The sequence below is a fragment of the Paenibacillus polysaccharolyticus genome (assembly GCF_023714295.1).
Lineage (GTDB): Bacteria > Bacillota > Bacilli > Paenibacillales > Paenibacillaceae > Paenibacillus > Paenibacillus polysaccharolyticus_A.
The window spans coordinates 304,110-322,269 of the sequence record NZ_JAMAUN010000002.1; the positions used below are offsets into that span (position 1 = coordinate 304,110).

Annotated in this window: 19 protein-coding genes; 5 read left to right on the top strand and 14 right to left on the bottom strand. The window is 45.7% G+C overall.

Features of this window, described 5'->3' with window-relative positions; genetic code table 11:
- Positions 1-146: 146 nt before the first annotated feature.
- Positions 147-731 carry a cupin domain-containing protein gene (locus M3629_RS10090; RefSeq protein WP_251505396.1) on the bottom strand — a complete coding sequence of 195 codons (585 nt, stop codon included), beginning with the start codon at positions 729-731 and terminating at the stop codon, positions 147-149.
- A 245-nt stretch (positions 732-976) separates the two neighbouring features.
- Here M3629_RS10090 and M3629_RS10095 point away from each other — a divergent pair, with 245 nt between their 5' ends.
- A complete protein-coding gene (locus M3629_RS10095; protein WP_251505400.1) occupies positions 977-2,515 on the top strand; it encodes a hypothetical protein in 1,539 nt (512 codons plus the stop codon).
- A 287-nt stretch (positions 2,516-2,802) separates the two neighbouring features.
- The gene (locus M3629_RS10100; protein WP_251505402.1) at positions 2,803-4,032 is read left to right on the top strand and encodes a PQQ-binding-like beta-propeller repeat protein; all 1,230 of its coding nucleotides are present in this window, start codon (positions 2,803-2,805) and stop codon (positions 4,030-4,032) included.
- A gap of 277 nt (positions 4,033-4,309) precedes the next feature.
- On the opposite strand, the gene M3629_RS10105 is transcribed toward M3629_RS10100, so the two are convergent.
- A complete protein-coding gene (locus M3629_RS10105; RefSeq protein WP_251505404.1) occupies positions 4,310-5,377 on the bottom strand; it encodes an ankyrin repeat domain-containing protein in 1,068 nt (355 codons plus the stop codon).
- A 130-nt stretch (positions 5,378-5,507) separates the two neighbouring features.
- Between M3629_RS10105 and M3629_RS10110 the strand changes: the two genes are divergently transcribed.
- On the top strand, positions 5,508-6,509 hold the full coding sequence (locus M3629_RS10110) for a serine hydrolase domain-containing protein (RefSeq protein WP_251505407.1): 1,002 nt from the start codon (positions 5,508-5,510) through the stop codon (positions 6,507-6,509).
- Positions 6,510-6,687: 178 nt separating this feature from the next.
- On the opposite strand, the gene M3629_RS10115 is transcribed toward M3629_RS10110, so the two are convergent.
- The 5 genes from M3629_RS10115 to M3629_RS28820 all read right to left on the bottom strand — a co-directional run bounded on the left by M3629_RS10115 (position 6,688) and on the right by M3629_RS28820 (position 11,141).
- Entirely contained in the window at positions 6,688-7,710 is a 1,023-nt protein-coding gene (locus M3629_RS10115; protein WP_251505410.1) for a serine hydrolase domain-containing protein, read from the bottom strand.
- 10 nt (positions 7,711-7,720) lie between these two features.
- Positions 7,721-8,437: a DUF1361 domain-containing protein gene (locus tag M3629_RS10120; protein ID WP_251505413.1), complete on the bottom strand. Its 717-nt coding sequence runs from the start codon at positions 8,435-8,437 to the stop codon at positions 7,721-7,723.
- Between the two features lie 237 nt (positions 8,438-8,674).
- Positions 8,675-9,619, bottom strand: coding sequence for a sigma-70 family RNA polymerase sigma factor (locus M3629_RS10125; protein ID WP_251505416.1), 945 nt, complete (start codon positions 9,617-9,619; stop codon positions 8,675-8,677).
- A 55-nt stretch (positions 9,620-9,674) separates the two neighbouring features.
- Positions 9,675-10,121, bottom strand: coding sequence for a carboxymuconolactone decarboxylase family protein (locus M3629_RS10130; protein WP_251505419.1), 447 nt, complete (start codon positions 10,119-10,121; stop codon positions 9,675-9,677).
- A gap of 165 nt (positions 10,122-10,286) precedes the next feature.
- Complete coding sequence (locus M3629_RS28820; RefSeq protein WP_251505422.1) at positions 10,287-11,141, bottom strand: cupin domain-containing protein; 855 nt, start codon at positions 11,139-11,141, stop codon at positions 10,287-10,289.
- Positions 11,142-11,308: 167 nt separating this feature from the next.
- Between M3629_RS28820 and M3629_RS10140 the strand changes: the two genes are divergently transcribed.
- A complete protein-coding gene (locus M3629_RS10140; protein ID WP_186812252.1) occupies positions 11,309-11,623 on the top strand; it encodes a hypothetical protein in 315 nt (104 codons plus the stop codon).
- 112 nt (positions 11,624-11,735) lie between these two features.
- On the opposite strand, the gene M3629_RS10145 is transcribed toward M3629_RS10140, so the two are convergent.
- From M3629_RS10145 to M3629_RS10175, 7 genes are all read right to left on the bottom strand, one after another.
- On the bottom strand, positions 11,736-12,347 hold the full coding sequence (locus M3629_RS10145) for an SMI1/KNR4 family protein (protein ID WP_251505425.1): 612 nt from the start codon (positions 12,345-12,347) through the stop codon (positions 11,736-11,738).
- Positions 12,344-12,766: a hypothetical protein gene (locus M3629_RS10150; protein WP_251505428.1), complete on the bottom strand. Its 423-nt coding sequence runs from the start codon at positions 12,764-12,766 to the stop codon at positions 12,344-12,346. The genes M3629_RS10145 and M3629_RS10150 overlap by 4 nt, the downstream gene beginning before the upstream one ends.
- Positions 12,767-12,845: 79 nt before the next feature.
- Positions 12,846-14,147, bottom strand: a complete 1,302-nt coding sequence (locus tag M3629_RS10155) for a hypothetical protein (protein ID WP_251505431.1) — start codon at positions 14,145-14,147, stop codon at positions 12,846-12,848.
- A 26-nt stretch (positions 14,148-14,173) separates the two neighbouring features.
- Complete coding sequence (locus tag M3629_RS10160; RefSeq protein WP_251505434.1) at positions 14,174-14,923, bottom strand: hypothetical protein; 750 nt, start codon at positions 14,921-14,923, stop codon at positions 14,174-14,176.
- Positions 14,924-14,985: 62 nt separating this feature from the next.
- Positions 14,986-15,546 carry a hypothetical protein gene (locus M3629_RS10165; RefSeq protein ID WP_251505436.1) on the bottom strand — a complete coding sequence of 187 codons (561 nt, stop codon included), beginning with the start codon at positions 15,544-15,546 and terminating at the stop codon, positions 14,986-14,988.
- Entirely contained in the window at positions 15,543-16,193 is a 651-nt protein-coding gene (locus M3629_RS10170; protein ID WP_251505438.1) for a hypothetical protein, read from the bottom strand. The genes M3629_RS10165 and M3629_RS10170 overlap by 4 nt, the downstream gene beginning before the upstream one ends.
- 30 nt (positions 16,194-16,223) lie before the next feature.
- Positions 16,224-16,832, bottom strand: a complete 609-nt coding sequence (locus M3629_RS10175) for a hypothetical protein (RefSeq protein ID WP_154890548.1) — start codon at positions 16,830-16,832, stop codon at positions 16,224-16,226.
- Between the two features lie 282 nt (positions 16,833-17,114).
- Between M3629_RS10175 and M3629_RS10180 the strand changes: the two genes are divergently transcribed.
- Positions 17,115-18,107: a multicopper oxidase domain-containing protein gene (locus M3629_RS10180; RefSeq protein ID WP_251505439.1), complete on the top strand. Its 993-nt coding sequence runs from the start codon at positions 17,115-17,117 to the stop codon at positions 18,105-18,107.
- The last annotated feature ends 53 nt before the right edge of the window (positions 18,108-18,160 follow it).

An 18,160-nucleotide genomic window follows, 5' to 3' on the forward strand; every position in this document is an offset into this window, starting at 1 on the left:
TTATACCTATACTAACAGAGATAGGGTCAATGGCGTCAACTTATGCAACTGTAAAAAACCTGCAACGAGATTTACGTAGCTGCAGGTTCGGGCATTATATTCGGTTAAGACAGGTTAAACAGCCCTGATGATTTCAGATATTAACGTTATTCCCTTATCGCCTTAGAAGCCTTGGAAGCTTGAACGGAGGTATCCGAAACGTCTGTTCCGCAACCCATATTAGGGCCAAGAATGGCATCATTTTGAATGGAGGCAACCGCTTTGGCATAGGCTTCTTCATCCAGACAATATGCGCGGTGAGCCACCTCTGGCGGTGTAGCGGCAAGAAAATCTGCGCCAAATACAATATCCGGTGTCGGTTGATCAAATATGGTCAGCACATATACGCCATCGGTCTCCGCAACAAACCAATGAAACCAACCTTTTGGAAAAACAACCACTTGCCCTGGCTTCAAACGATATGTTATCCGTTCACGTGTGAACGGATTGAATACGGAAGCCGTAATCTCACCGCTGATTACCACAACCATCTCGGTTACATTCGGGTGCCAGTGAGGCTGCACAATAATGCCTTTACTCAGATAGACATTAAAAAAACCATTCTCAATCGTCGGCAACTGCTCTCCAAACAACTGAGTGACGTAGTTGCTTGGATCTCTCCGGTAATTCACCACAGCGTTGGAATCTGCGGCCAGCGGAACATTAGGCGATTTCAAGATCGGATTGATCATCTGTTATATTCTCCTCCTTGGGCAAAAATCTCGTTGTTGTACTGTATGCTGGAGAATCATGAGATAATACTGTATCCAAGCTATGAACGTTTATTGAGGCAATCCGTTCTTGCTAATTATAATAAGAATCCTAGTATGTACTGAACCTGAAATGGAATTTTGTGAGATTTAGATGATATAATTTGGATACTGAAATGGAGCTTCATTTTCTCATTGCATTCTCTTTACGTTGAAAGGAGTTTATTATGTTTCCATCCATCGGGGATATTTATTGCGTTTATGATAAGCTAATGCAGCAATATACGGCATGTCAGATCACTGCTTTGAAAGAAACGGAAGATAAAAAACCACGTCAACTAGCCGCGATACTGCAATTGAACTGGTCTGGAGATCAACTCCCAACGAAGACTGAGCTTGACGTGATGAAACCGCTGATCTGCAATTACTATTTTTGGAATGGTACCCTAGAACATAACTATGTACAAGCGGAGGTTCCTGCATCTTATATTTTTGTCGGCAACCGCCCCCCCTTAATTACCGAAGAATCACGAAGTTACAGTGCGGGTTGGCCTGCCGGAGAAAGCCTGTATCGTCAGCGTCAATGGGAACTCATCGATGTAAGGCGCAGAGCTCTTTTTAAACAAGCAGCTAATGACCACAGTGAAATCATCGCCTGCGGGATTAAAACGCGACGTAACACCAGCACAATTCGTAACTTCTTTCCCACCTCAGCTGACGATGTGGCTGAACTTAAAGCACTCCCGTGTTTAACTCATATCGAGATGAATGGATACCATGAAGCTATCATCCCTTTTCTGAAAGAAAATCCCTTCGTTTATGAACTCCACGCACAGAACCATGGGCAACGTATACTGAATTTCAGTCAAACGCAGTTGACCAGGCTTGTTGTGGATGCCAGCGGAGTCGAAAAAATCATACCGGGTGACAAGATAAATTTTCTAAGTCTCACCGGAGAGATTAGTCCAAACCTTCTTATTGATGCCAATGCAGAAGGAAAACGGCTGACCTTGAGCATAGCGGAAACCGTTCCAGCAATTCGCGGTCTTTCTCGTTTAAGTAGCCTTCAATTGCATAAAGTCAAGGAGCTTGATATTGAATCTGTCGTTCAAGCATATCCTGAACTTTCCGAATTACGCTTGTGGGGTAACCCTGGGACGGTATCGGGTATTCAGTCCATTCAACATCTAAAATCTTTGCAAATGTTCAGCACAAATGATCTATTTGGCTTCGATGGGGAACAATTCCCGGATCCAGAGATGTTACCGGAGTTGCACACGCTTTGGATGAGTAGTCTGCCGGCAGATGCTTCCAAGTCAATTAAAGCTCGATATAGAAAAGTGGCTGAAACCCGAATCGATCTTGATATCACTCAGCCTCGTAAACCGGAATGGCTCGCAGAAAATCTGAACAATCCGTTTCGGGATTGGGACGGCAGGGAACAGATCAAGGCAGTACATGCCAAAAAAGCCGCGCAGTTGTATAAACAATCGTTGAAGCGGATTCGTGAATTGAGCCAGAGAAATGATTATGAAGACACACTCTCCGATCAGCTCATTTCTTTCACTCAGGAGTATACACAGACGTTTAATCAAATGGATGCCAAATCGCAATGGATTGAGACGATTGAGCGCGAAGAGATTGCCGGGGCTCTTGAGGGCTTGATCGATCAATTAGAGGAGCAGTTGGAAATTAACCAGTCCGGGTCCTTCAAAATTAATCGAGAGCACTTATACGAGGTTTTCGATCAGACGAGAGATTTTTAGAGCAGAGTATAAAAATAATACGGATCTGCCTATCGTTCTGATGTCCCAAGATGCGGACGGCACACCGAAATATTGCGGCGATTCCGAGTATGTGGCTTATCTTACCGAACTCGGCGCGGCAGCGATTCTTGGCAGACGTATACCTCGGTTCCTCAAGTAGAACTTGCACTCCGGTCATTGCCGGGGGGTTTTTTTTATGATTCAGGTTTTTTCATCATTTAGCTTGCTTGCTTATAGGGATAAAGAGATAATAGAGCGTACATATTTGGAAACGGGAGGATGAATCTTTGAAAAAAGAGATTAAAGGTCTGCTCGTTCTGCTCCTGCTGTCGGGTCTGTTCGGAAGTTCGGGTATACGACCGGCAGAAGCTGCGGAAACCGGCAAACCGTCTTACAACGTCGGAACGAACATTTCGATCAAAGGTCTGGGCGGCGAACTTCATTATTTGGGCAGCCGTCCGGACGGCGTTTTCTATCTGGGGACTTCCGGCAACGGCACGCGCAATTCACAAGGAAATCGGTTGCGCAACTACGTGCTCGCGGTCAATCCGAACACGTCGAAAGTCCTCTGGAAACATGCGGTCTATGGAAGTTTCGGCTTTCAGTTGAAAAACAGCTTCGTGATGGAAGACGGCCGAATTTACGGAGCGATCGGCTTTAATCCGCGGCCGATGTCGAGCGGGACCAAATTCTATGCGCTGAACGCCGCGGGCAAACAAGAATGGGAAGTCGTGGTCAACGAATTCGCTTACCTTCACGGCTTCGTGAACGGCAAACTGCTCGTCTACAGTTCAGACGCGGCTTACGCGATCGATAAACAAGGCAAGATCATCTGGACAAAAAAAGTCCCAGCGTCTTCCGGCGCCGAGTACAAAGTAATCCAACATCTGTATGACGGCGGCTACGTTCTCTCAAGCAGCTCCGGACGTTATCATCTCGCTGAAATCACGGACTGGAACATGAAAACGCAGGTTCGTTACGTTATCCCCGAAAACAGCAGGCTGCTTAAAGTTAAACCTTTCGGCAAAGACCTATATATCGCGCATATCGAACTATCGAACAAAAAGCAGCTTCTAGTCGCGATCGACGCCAAAAGCCAAGTTAAATGGACACGATCGGTCGACCCAACTACCGGCGACTTCTCGATCTTGGACGGCAAGCTGATGTTCGCGAACAATACCGGATTCTATGTGTTGGACAACAAAGGAACGACCGTCCGTCATATTAAGGTTGACTTGCTGCCGAACGTTTACTCTTACGAGCTGGAAGCCGATAAAGACCGGATTGTCCTGCGTTCGTCTATTCTGTCTTATCCGCTGGATAGTTATTTGCGCGTCTACGACCGCAAAACGTTCGTACTTCTCGAAACGTTAGATAACCCTTCGCTGCGTATTCAGGATCCGGCATCGAAAGAATCGGAAAGTGGCAGTTATTATGAAGCTCTGTTCTATGTAGGGCATCAGCTCTATGCTTCGATCGACGGAAGTCTCAAAAAGCTGAATCCGATCAAAGAGTAAATAGCTAAAACAGCCGAACGAACGCCCAAGAGCGAATTCGTTCGGCTTTTCTTTTCATCGTTTTTCGTTCAGCCCTCTATTCTTCCAACAAATATTGCACGTCCCTGCCATCCTTCGGATAAACGAACAGCATGTCCGCGAGCTGAGAAGCTTTCAAGCCGTGCCGCATCGCGATCGCGAAATAATTGATCAGATGCTCGGCTTCTCGTCCATGCGTTTATACGTATACCAGCTGGACATGTCCACAAGGTTCACTTTGATCTCCCGCCGTGTCGCCCTAATTCAAAAAACGTTCGATGTAAATCTCGGGCTCGTCCAGAAATTGTTCGAATGTGCATAATGTACCCTGCTCCTGATGTTCAATATCGGCATATCCTATCATCTTTTTGCTCGGATTCCAGACGATGAGCATATGAGAGTACTGATCCAGTTCAGAGGATAAACGCAGCAGTTTCTGCCTGCCCATCTTCAACTCCACTGTATCAACGAATGAAAAGAATTCTATGTAACCAACGCCAGCGGGAGAGCTCGGCAGATCCATTCGACGTGGCCCTTCGGTCAAAAAACGGATTAATGTCTCTGGAAGTTTGTATGATTTTAGCGCATGCAGCTTATTGCTCAGATTATGGAACTCCTCCGGCTCGTGTGATTTCAAGTATTCAGCCATTTCATTATTTTTCTGACTGACCGCGATTGTATATGCCCGCTCCCCATCCGTCTCCTGCAGGGTCACATCTGCACCTTGTTCTACCAGATATTTGACCATCCGCATACTATTCTGGCGTGCAGCCACGGTAAGCGGTGTCGCCTTGTACGGATAAACCATATCCGGCTCATTGTAGTTGATGTCCACACCCTCATTCAACAGGTATTGGACCATTTTCATATCATGATCCGATACTGCTTTTCGTAACGTTTTGCCGCCATATGTGCGAAGGTCCAGCCCAAGCTCGTGCAGCACTACGATATTCTTTTTGTTTCCGTAGTATGCCTCGTCGTATGCACTTGATTTTAACCGGCTTAATCCGTTCAATTTCGCTCCCTGCTCAACTAAATAACGAATTATATCTGCTCCGCAGTAGCGCGCCGCATATAAAATAGCTGGATGGTCTTTGGCATTCAATTCGGCACCTCGATCCACCAGTAGTCTCACTATCTTCGCCTTGTTGCATATCAATGCCAGGTCTAGCGGACGAAGCGTACAATTTTCGCTCAAAGCTATGTTTTCTTCTAAGTCCATACCCTGCTCTATGTACGTTTCAACGCTGGCCACATCTTCTTGATAGATTGCGAGGGCTAGGTCAGGCAACGTTTTGAACGTCCCTTGATTACCGATTTTGTACATAAGATTGGCCTCCTCTGCAATGATAATAATGAAATTCATGTTTGTTGAGCTACCCCAATGAATATGCTAACATAGTGGGCAACCCTTTGGAATCTACATCCTAAATAACAACGAGCACAGAAAGGACACTATGAATTCCTCAAACCTTCATCATACATTGCAACACATCATCCCCCCGCTGGACCTGCGGAGCTGTCTGGTCAGTGTGCGTGGAGAAGTCGTTTACAAATATTATCGGAATGCACAGGCTGAGACAGATATCGCTAAAATTAATTCATGTACCAAGAGCATCATCTCCGCGCTCGTCTGTATCGCCATGGATCAAGGGCTACTGCCCGGGGCGGGCACGCCCATTTCTACCTTTTTCCCGCAACTTACTTCTGATCCTGACCCGCGTAAACCAGCGATTACTCTGGAGCAACTACTTACGATGACAGCCGGATTCAATTGGGACGAGTTTGGCGGACAAAATTCGTTTCCACGGATGACACGTACGGATCACTGGGTCAATTTCGCTTTAGAACAGCGTTTGCGACATGAACCCGGCACACATATGGAATACAATTCGGGAGTTTCCCAGATTTTGTCTGCAATCCTGATGCAACATGTAGACATGAGTGTAGCGGCGTATGCTGAGCGTTATCTTTTTGGCCCACTCGGCATTCAAAATTATGAATGGGAACAAGATCCCCAAGGTGTGCACACGGGTGGATTTGGCCTGAGACTGCTGCCAACCGACTTGCTCAAATTCGGACAACTCTATCTTCAGGAAGGCAAGTGGGAAGGAAAACAGCTTATGTCCAGCCAACTCGTCAAACGTTCGACGCAGCCCTTCATCACAGTTTCTCCGCCTAACCATGGCAGTTACGGCTGGCACTGGTGGGTGGACCAATATGCAGGTCAACATCTTGACGATAACTCGGCACCTCAACCTACGGATTCAGAGCGTCACAGACCACTACAGTATTACTATGCGAGAGGCTTCGGTGGCCAGTATGTATATGTTGTTCCCGAGTTGGAACTTGTGACCGTGCTGACTAATGACAAACGCAAGAAGGAAAAGCCACCCATCGACGTATTCCCCAGATTCATTGTGCCTGAATTATGGAAGCTAGCTACCTTTTCCGAATAAATTTACAATGACTCGAAGAGAGATATTTCAAACATATACCCTTGCCTGGATTGCGTGATCGTTAAACGGAAAGGCAAGGGTACTCCGACATTAGGAATTCACCTGCTACGGCGTTCTCCCTCTGTCCGTTTCTAGGCAATGGTCTACGATCCCCAATTATTCAGCCTCATCACTCCTTTTACGCCATTGCTTCCTCTACAGCCAACGTTATAGGATAAGGCCCTGACTCCTGATTCGATATAACCACAAGTTGAACCTCATGCTGTGGATATACGCCAGACATAAACGAAACACCTGGGTCAAAACCCATGACATGCGTTTTAAATATCTCTTTTTCACGTAACTCCAGCCATATCCCCAAACCATAAAATTCCTCGTCCTCATCGTGCGCGTAGGGTGTCAACAGATGCCGTGTCATCTCCTCACCTAACAACGTGTGTCCCAGCAGAGCATCCCAGAAACGGATCATATCTGGTGCAGTTACATAAGCTCCACCATCTGCTCCACCTTGAACGGGGATCGAAAAAATATTACTAGTCCATGTCCCGTCGTCAGCATCGATATAACCAATAGCCGTATTACGCGGAAGCTGATCTGTCAGGAAATAACCTGAATCTTGCATGCCGGCTCGTTTAAAAATATGTTCCTCCACGTATGTGGTGAACGTCATGCCCGTGTATTGCTCCACAATGAGTCCGAGTACGATAAATGCCGCATTGTTATAATGAAACTTCTCCCCAGGAGCAGACTTCATGGGCAGATGTTGAAACATGGGCAGAAAATCACGGAGCTGTCGCATCGCATACACGGGTCTGTCTTTCCACAATGCTGAAAAATCATCCATCACGTCCTCATCAAAATAATCAGGTACGCCAGAAGTATGGGTTAGCAATTGGTGTACTGTAATCTCTGAATCCCATGCCGGAAACGTGAGGTTTAGGACATCCTTTAATTTGGAGTCTAACGTAAAATGTCCTAGTTCAATCAACTGGCCTATACTTACAGCTGTGAAAACCTTACAGCCCGACGCGATACCAAAACGTGTATTCACATCATTCAGAAGCTCATCACTACGGTTCGCGTACCCTCGCACGATCTGAAAAAGAGTCTCCCCCTCCTGTTTGCACAGCACAACACCCGAAAAATCCTTTTGTTCCATAACCTCTCTGACGTTTTCCGTGATCTTTACTGCATCCAGCATATCGAATCACCTACCCTTTCTTATCATTGGTTTGTAAACTGCGTTGATCTGGTCCAGACCCTCTCGCATTCAGCAAATAATATAACGTGAGATAGATGGTAAGAAGAAACGTTCCAAAGAACATACAAAACGCCAAGGAGGGCCGACTAACACTTTCGTGCATCAGTCTAATTAACAACTCGCGATTGGTTAATGCATCCCAACTGTTTAACCGATACACTCGCCCAAGCAAAACACCATAACTGCCAAGAGCTGTTCCAGCCAGTACAAATATCCATGACGCCGCACGCCCCAAACGGTCATAGACGACTTCCTGAATCTGATACATCGATAGGAAGCCAATCAGCAGTCCTGCCCACACAAACATCAGTACAACCATCAGATCATACCAGTAGTGGAATGCCGCGCCGTTTCCCGAGAAATACCTTGAGCTCCTTGACGTCAAATGCAATAAATCCGTAACGATATAAGAAGAGTTAGGGAAAAACAATAGCCACATCATCGCACTTGGTACGGCAATCCATGCAGCTCCTTTCCACTTCAGACGGCCCAAACCATAGGTTAGGGATGAGAATGCAAATGGAATCCAGCCCAAGAACAAATTCCAGATCAGGAAACGGAAATACCGCTGATCCAGCCAATCGGCCGCTATGTAATACAATCCCAGCGTAATAACCGTAACTGCACTAAGAAAAACAAACATGTGTACATAATTCAGTTTTCTCAAAACGGTTAACCTCACTTGTGTTGAATTCAAAATTTCATTTTATTCATGGCATATATTTACTATTCTTGAAATCTATTAGATCATACCATGTATAACCATAGAATCAAATTTGGAATAGATAAACTAGAGTTGATCAAAGATCAAAACGCGTAAAAATAAAAAAAACGACTGTCCTTTTTACAGGATCATGTCGCTTAATTGAGAAGTTACATTTAAATACTTCATTCACATTTTAGTTCATGATTGTATGGTTGCAAGCTTGTCTGGATTGACAATAAGATATACGCCATGAATTCGCTTCCCTGAAGCATCCATTTCCAAACATAACACTTCAGTGACCTGCCCATCTTTAAATAAAGCGAGTTGGAGCTCGCCGTTAATGAATGCAGGCTGCCATACTCTTTCTCTTAACGAACGAAGCACGCTAGGAGAGGTAAGGATGGCGAGCACACCCTTATGTACATGCATTGTTCGCATAATGGTGCGCACTACGCCGCCACCATCCGCTGTAAATACAGGCTCATCTGTCAGCAGCTCCAACATAGCTGAAACGTCATGTTGTAGAAATGCCGTGGTGAAACGGCTAAGCACTTCTTTTTTTGTTTTCCAATTGGCGCTCGCGTGCTCCATCGCTGGAAGTTGTTCAGGCAAATTTCGTTTGGCACGACTGTAAATCTGTCGACAGTTGCTTTCTGTTTTCCCCAGCCATCCCGCAATCTCAGAATAGTCATGCTGAAAGGCTTCGCGTAGCACAAAAACTGCCCGTTCCAAGGGTGACAGACGTTCAAGCATCACCAGATAGGCGTACGAAATCATTTCTTTTTGCTGTATCGCTTCCTCTGGCGTATTGACTAATTCATGAACACCAAGCGGCTCGGGAAGCCATTCCCCGACATAATGCTCCCTCTGGTTACGAGCAGAATTTAACAGATTCAAACAGCGGTTCACGATGAGTTTTCCGATATAAGACTTGGGTTGATGAATATGCTCATTCGTCAACCTATGAAGTCCTGCAAAGCAGTCCTGTACGATATCTTCTGCCTCGGTCACACTGCCCAGCATACGATAGGCGATGGAAAAAGCATAATTTTTATACAGTATATACAATGCACCAGCATCCAGAGAAGACGTTTCCGGTATATTTTTTGGTTGATTAGCATCAGAATTAAGATTCGACTGCATAGGATCGCCTCCTCTGGCTTGGTTTGTTTAGCATTTATTTTTCTCGTTTATCTCTTTAGTTAAAACAACCGGGGTACATGCCTGTCGTAATGGCTATGCGATTCCAACTATTAATCGAGTTGATTGCCATAATCAGGTTAACGATTTCAGTTTCGCTGTAGTATTCACGAACTTTATTATATAGCTCAAGCGGGACCCCATGCTCCGAAATTCGCGTCACAACCTCGGCCAATTCAAGCATAACACGTTGTTTCTCCGTAAATATAGGCACTTCGTGCCACACACTCAGCAAAAGAATATGATCCCCATAATCGCCAAGCTTCATCAAGTCCTTCGCATGCATATCTATACAAAAGGCACAGCCATTGATCTGAGACACACGGATTTTCAACAGCTCATATAACACCTTATCTTCAAATTGCCCGGATACATGTTGCTCCATCGCCATCATGGCCTTGAAAGCACCAGGGTTTGCCGCTCTGTAGTTCATACGTAAATTCATATTCATTCTCCTCCATCTTCTGATCTCATTTGGTCTACATACTGAAGACAAACAACACATAAAATTTGTGACATCTTATGAGAAAAAATAATAAAAAACAAAAAAGGCGCTCTGAATTGAACGCCTTTAACCAGAAATACATAGGGGAGTCTTATTCAATTCAATTTACACTTTATCATCCGAGTTCAGTTGTACCGGGAGTTCGCTATAGTATGGGCACCCTGGTTCGTGGACAATACGCGGATCTACCCACGTACCCCAATGTGGGAGACGATTTACATAAGGAGGCATATTGGGTTGCATATTAGGGTTTACATTCGACTCGATGTTGGGTTGAATATTAGGCTGTAAGTTCGGTTGCACATTCGGTTGAGCACTAGGTTCGATCTTGGGTTCAATATTGGGTTTGATACTAGGTGGGATATTAATTGGTTGGATGTTTGGCCCTATATTAGGCATGTGGTTGGATGTCGGTGCAACCTGCGTTTTACAATCTGTAGGCGGGCCGATAATCACCGTTTTTTTAATCGGAGCCAAGGCTTCCTGTACTTTGTGTTCATCCAGACAATAGGTATGAGCCAGCACATTCGCAGGTGTCAATCGTAAAATATCAGAGCCGAAGATCGCTTCAGGCACAGGTGCATCAAAGATCGCGAGCAGATGTGTGTGATCTGCCGTCGCCACTTCATAGTGCCACCAACCTTGAGGTACGTTAGCGGTTTGCCCCCGTGTGATCGGGAAGTGAAGCAGTTCGTTCGTGAACGGGTTAATGTGGGAAACGACCGCCGCACCGCTGATGCAATATACAAGCTCGGTCGCGTTTTGATGGATGTGAGGTTCAACGACATTGCCTGCACTCAGAAAAATATCCAATAAAGAGGTGTTGCCCAACGTATTGAGCTGTTTAACCGAAAGTGCATTAATATAATTATGCTCATCTTTCTTGAAAAGCGGATTGTTGCTCAGATCATACGTAAACTGCGTAGTCGGTAAAGTGAAATCCATGTACGAGGTTGCCAAAATAAAACGCCTGCCCTTCGCTCTCGGTTTAGGTGGTACCCTATACCTCAGCGTATGCCCAGCGCCCAGATCGGTGAGCCCATTTCGACCGGGCTAAGTTGCTGTGTCAGCGAGTGAAGAATCCGCATAGGCTGATATCATCAATCCAGACATTGGAGGCTTGTGATATGTCATATGTTCCAGGTTCATCATCAACCCAGCAATCTGTAGGCTATCCTTATCCTTATTATCCGCCACCGCCACCCCCTTACCCTTATCCATACCCCTATCCTTATCCACCGGTAGTGCCATTTCCTCTTCCTTTTCCTATTGGGGGATTTGGACCATGGTGGCATGGTGGTTATCCAGGACATTATCCGGGATATCCGGGAGGCCCTCACGGCGGCGGTCCAGGAGGACACGGGGGCCATGGCGGACCGGGCGGACCCGGTGGGCCTGGAGGCCCCGGCGGATTTCATGGTCACCGTTTTTTTCAGTGGTAGACGGAAGCCTTTACGTTTTAGTCAAAAAGGCAGGAGCTATTCATGTAGCTCCTGCCTTTTGGCTATTTCATCTTTTTATATCCATAGTGGTGTACAACGAATATCAAGGGCCCTAGTATTCAATCTCATCCATTAGGTTCAAATTGCGGTTAGACATACGGAGAAGCTCCGTAAACGATGATGTAACGTAATAAACAAAGTCCGGATCATGCACATACATAATAATCTGTCCGTATGTCCCCGCCTCTGCTGGATCAAAATCAAACATCAAGTAGAGCGAACCTCCAGCCATTGTGGCAAAAGGAATCCATGATTTATGGAACAAATACGGTTTGATCTCAGGATCTAACTGGCGAATCTCTTCATTCCCGTAATGCTCCTCCAGCTTCTCGTCCACATCACAGAAATATTGTTTGGTCTCGACTATCTCATCAAGTGACATTAGATAGAACGGTTGACAAGACCCCTGCTCTACATCCCCCGGGTACAACATATGCAGACCATAACCACTGCCATCCGTATGGCGGTAAAAAGCACGGAAATCAACGGGCAGACGGACCCCGTACTGTTTCTCGAACTGATCCAGTTCCGCCTCGGATGCTCCTGCCAATTGAAGATACGTGTCATACAATGACCGGATCTCTTCATCTTGTATTTTCCGGTCTAACAGATGGTTCAGTTCTATCCGTAGATCATTGATAACCGTATCCACTCCAGACTTCATATCCCGTCACCTTCTCCTTTCTGCACACTTCGGTCCAACACATATTGTTCATATCCCCAGAACGCCTCTTGTTCATCGCCGCCTTCAATCAGGATCATAACTGCATACGAGAACAGATTAAGCCATTCCTCCATCACTGCAACCTGCTCATCTGAGATGAGTTGGTTACTGCGAAGCATACCCTCCGGTTCTACAGCCCAAGCCCTCGCCAGATGATTAATGCTCCATAGGCAAGCAATTACTTCCCGATCCAATGCTGCATGTGAAAGATCTGGAGCGAGCGTGCGTAATATGCGTATTAATTCATGGAAGTTCTCTTCAATTAATTGACCGCGAAACGGACGTAAGCTACCGAGAAAGCCATGTTCCATTTTCGGATGATTCACATCATCGTGAGCAAAGGCATGATATTTTAACAATATTATAGCCTCTTTACTTTCCACCCTCATCATCCTTTAGCAAAATCAAATTCATTCATTCAAGGCCTGCCAGTCTATGCTACCAGCGCAGCGGCTCCTGTTCACGCCATAATACGTAACGCTCCCGTTCACGCAACGTACCTGTGCCAATTCCGTATTCGTCCATCCGTTCCGAACCCAGATCAAGGATGTGCAACATACCGCCATATGTTCCCACAGCAAGCTGAGACTGCTCAGGTGACACAGCCAGAGAACAGATCGTTGAGCCCACAAAATGGCGCCATAGCTCTTGTCCTCCGCGGCTGATGCAATACAAATAACCGTATGCATCACCAATCACCATTCCTGCCTCCATCTCAATCATGGTATACACACGAGCATTCTCTTCCATAATAGGCCACTCTTCATCCTGTTTACGATTAGCAATACTGTCTAGCGGAACTTGAATCGTTACTCCATTGTAAAAATGGCAGGCATTAAACCAGACAACTTGATTGTCCTGACTGAATGCCGCACAGTGCGGATAACTCGACTCCGGCTTCACCTGATACGTCTTGTTACTTTCCCGATCCAGCACCGTATGGCTACTCATCTGGCTTCCCCAGGCAATCCAGCGCTCATCCGAAGATACTGCGGTATGTCCCATAGAAAGATGGGTGTCTTCATATTCGTACTCCTGAATCTCCGCCACATCGGGATGAAGAATGACCACCTGTTCCCGCTCTATCAGATAGATGCCGTACCGGGATTGAAGCAGCAGCGCCTGTCCTTGATCCATGGGGATCAGCTTTTCAATCGTGTTCTCGGGATGTATCGTATCTGCCAGGGATTCAATTTCAGGCAATTGAGCTTTGATTCGATCTTTGATCTTGTCCCACGGGTAGTATGCGACTTGCTCCCCTTCCAGCTTGCGGTCTGGTTCACGAATGACGCGAATACCTTCATGACTCGCCAGAGCTACGTAAGCGCCGCCCGCTGAATAGCCTACCATGGTGTAATCCGGACTACACCACCATCCCTGCTGATCCATCGTATATACCTGCCCGTTATTCGACAATACTCCTGTATTACAGAGCATCGTATCCTCATTCAAGTAACCTACAACTTGCACGGCCTGCATAGAATCCTGAAAATGATTGCTCAGCGGCCACGTCGCCGCAGGTAATTCTTCTCGAAGACGCTCCACCTCACCTTGAAGATTAGCCTGTTTTACCAATTTCATCACTTTGGAACTGAGCGAATGCCGGGCATCATCTGCCAGTTCAGATTCATCCGGATGCTCTCCCTGAAGAATTCTATGTACAAATGCATTTACATCGCTGGCATACCGCTTGCCTTCCTTACGCCACTGTTCTGCAATTTCTGTATCCAGCCAATCCATAAAATCTCCTCGCCCTCTGCTGTTCTCTATTCCAATGCAGTGCAATGATGTGCCTGCAAAAACTGTTGTATCGCCTGCACCTGCTGCTGCGCTTCTTGCGCCTCCGTTGCATGATTATTTTTTTCATAAAATAAAACTATTTCGCGCTCACTCGCCATATTAAAACGAACATACCCGCCAATCATGGCGCTGAACAGCTTGCATGTATATTCATTATCAATGACCAGATCCCATGAAAAGTGCGACTGACATAGACTTGCCAGTTCTTTCATCGATATTCCGTTCTCTTTTCCTGTAAAATGATAAAAAATATGTTGCCGCTCCTGATTCCACGGTTCGAAATACGCAGGTCTGAACGGCTCGTCCCTGTGGTAATAACCGCAGTAGATATGGTCAAGAATATCAGCGAACGACGCCTCATTCGACGGCCACACCGTAATCTGATCATCATGCCGCGGGAGCCAGATCAGACCTTCCACATCTGCATGAACAACTAGGAAATCGCCATCTATTGAACTTCCAATGCTAATGCACTCTTCCAATTGGGGCTGGCTGATGACCGTTTCGTCCTTATGCTCCCAGAGATCATATGCTGCAAATGATTTTAAAACCTCAGGATCGGGACGCTGAATGTTTATCCAGCCTGAATACGTTCCTTCCCCGTATTGTTGCATCCAGCGTTGGTAAGCCGACGGCAGGCGAACGGATTGCGCTTGCTGCATCTGCTCTAGTTCCTGATGAGAGACAAGCTTTAACATACGAGACACGATATACATTCAGCATCAGCTCCTAACATTAGAATCATCAAATTCATAAGATGATGGATAGACAAAACACATTAGGCCAACTCTTCTTGTACAATTTCAGTCTCTACGCCTTTGCGATTACGAATGCGGATGGCAAAAGCATCATAACCATTACGCTTTACTTCATTGAAATGCACTCGTTCACCTGTAATCAGCTCATACGTCCCATCTGCCTCCACATCCTCGCCAAACTCTTCATCCCATGGCACGTTGTAATATGCCGTCAGAAATACTTCAAATGTATCCTCACCCTCAACGTCGAGATATGGACGAAGCGTCCTGTTGCTCAATTCTTCCTGGGGATACGTCTCACACACCATCGCATCATAACCATGCTTCGCTGCATCAATAAGTAGATAACGTTCCCCAGTAACCGTGTGTTCTGCATAAACCAACAATGGTGTCATATCATGCCACATAATCAGATCATCTTCATCCAGGTCACCATAATAAAAAATATGAAACTGATCATGTCCATCGCCGGTTTGTAATTTTCCTTGCCATTTCACTTCATGTGTTTTTTCTGCCGCCACGCTCTTTGTCAGCCCTTGCAGATATACAGGTCCATGCTCTACACCATACATATTCATCATTTTGCCTCCACTTTGTTCATTCGAATTGTGACAACCTTATGCTCATCATCCACGGTCAATTTTACATCAATGCCCAGCTTTTCACGAAACAACGCCGTTATATTCAGGTAGGGATCACGTGCGGCTTCCATGCCGCGATTGCTAGTCCTGCTCATGCCTTGATGAATGATAGACTTCACCAGCTTATCGTCCCCTTTACCCGTTTGTTCATAGGTATAGATTATCTTTCCCTCACGGTCTAGCAGCGTGATTACCGTAACAAAGTCATTCGCATTGGTATATTTGTTTTCGCTTCGCACATACACATGATCGCTCTGCGAGTAATCGATTTGACCTGCTAAATACGGGTTGTTTCCCCCCGGTTGAACCTCGTACTCCCTATAAGCCAATTGAAACAAATATTGCAGGCCACTCGTGTCAATACGGTAATACAGCTGGCGGTCGTCTCCTCGTTTGTCCATTGCTGTATATCCGTTGATCAGCGGCCATGTCTGATAAGATTTACCTTCGACATCCACAGCAACGGCGTAGCCTGATAACACCTTTTCTTTTTGAAATACACCATACGTCTGCATAATAAAATAAGCAGGTATGCACATCATGGCAAACACAAACAGAAAAACACTAAATTTAATTCGCTTATTCATCTTTTTTCCCCTGTTCCTGATGATAATCATTTATCTGAAGTTATGCTGCATCTTCGTTAACACGCGGGTTACAGCTTCCCTGTTCTTGGCCTCCTTGATGTAGACAGGAATACTGTGAGATGCAGTCTTCTGAGATCTGCCTCCATATTTCACACGTAAATCAGCCGATACATACTGCAGAAGATAATTGAGATGTTTCCGATTGACCGCCCAGATCTGTTTGCCTCGAATGTGGTCCAGAAAATAGAGTTCCAGACCAAAAAGCGGGTCCCTGCCCTTTTGAATTTCGTTGTAATAACCTCGACTGACCTGCCTTTTGTGCAGTGTAGCTCGATTGTTCGCCCCGCAGTGTGGACATGTAATATGGACTAGCGGATGAGGTGTCATCTTCTCATCGGTTACCAGCACCGTAAACCACCGCTCACATACTGTACAATATCCCTTAGCTGCATACTCGTAGTCAGCTTCTTTGACTGCATGAGCGTAGCACTGACTACATCTCCACTGCACTTTTCCATTAGAGCGTTCTATGTAAGCGTACCCGCCGCATTCTGGACATTTGACTTCAACTCGCTCTCCCCGGTAAAGCACAGAATAAAAGCTGTATTTGTATGCCCCTTCGTCTTCGAAACGTTTCACATTCACCCTCTCCTTTCATTGAACCTTACGCTGAAACAGTCGTTTATCCCACATTGTTCCAAATGAGCCGTTAATAAAATTATATGAAACTCTTTACCCAAGCACAACAAATGCTGGCACATTGTCTAAAAATAACGCCCTTGGTCCTACACAAATGTGTGCTTCATCACACCGATGATCCCATCGATATCGTAATCTGGACTTAGGAGATTCCTGAAATATTACTTGCACAAGTTCGTTTTTGTGAAAATCATCACTTGCTAATTGAAAGGTTGTGAATCTATGCTCTCGTTTCCCAACATTTATAAATACACGCTGATCCTGACCATCTTTACTGCTGCACTCTCTCATTGCAGTTCGACAAGTCCAATTCAGCAGAGCCAAAATGAAGAAGCCTTTTCAAGCACTGCACCCAGCCAGCCGCCCGTTGATCCGGTTATTCGCAGAGATGGCCAAACCGTATATATCGAAATGACCTCACAAGTGACAGATATTGAAATTTCAAAAGGAGTCATCTATAACGCCTGGACGTTTAATGGAACGTCACCTGGCCCAGTCCTGCGTGTGAAGGAGGGCGACACGATCGTTTTTACGTTAAAAAATAAAGATACGCGCATGAATCACTCGATGGACATGCATGCTGTACATGCTTCTCCGAGCAGTAAATTCATTGATGTCATGCCGGGGGAAGAAGGTACTTTCACTTATCCGGCCTCCAATCCCGGCGTATTTATGTATCACTGCGGTAGTAAACCAACCCTAGCTCACATTGCCAACGGCATGTACGGCATGATCATTGTTGAGCCCAAAGCAGGATATCCTTCGGATCACCTCGTTGATCGTTCGTATACCCTTGTGCAAAGCGAATGGTACAAAGAGCACGATTACAATTCATTTGTTAACGGGGAACCCGAGTATGTTGTTTTTAATGGCAATACCTTTACTTTGAAAGAACATCCCTTACTGGCCAAAGTAGGAGATACCGTGCGCATTTATGTCAGTAACGCTGGTCCAAATGAAGTCTCTTCCTTCCATGTCGTAGGGACGATTATGGATCGTGTATACAAGGACGGCAATCCAAGAAACATCGAGTATGGTATTCAGACCGTTATGTTACCTGCCAGCGGAGGCGCAGTCGTTGAATTTACTGTCACCGAGGAAGGCGACTATCCCATCGTAACCCACCAATTCAAACATGTAGACAAAGGTGCTTCTGCCGTACTCCGTGTCACGAAAGATGGTAAAAATCACGGTGGTAAGACCATGGCTCATTAATTTAGAAAGCTCATGATTGAAAACAATATGATAGATACAATCTGAAAGTGTAC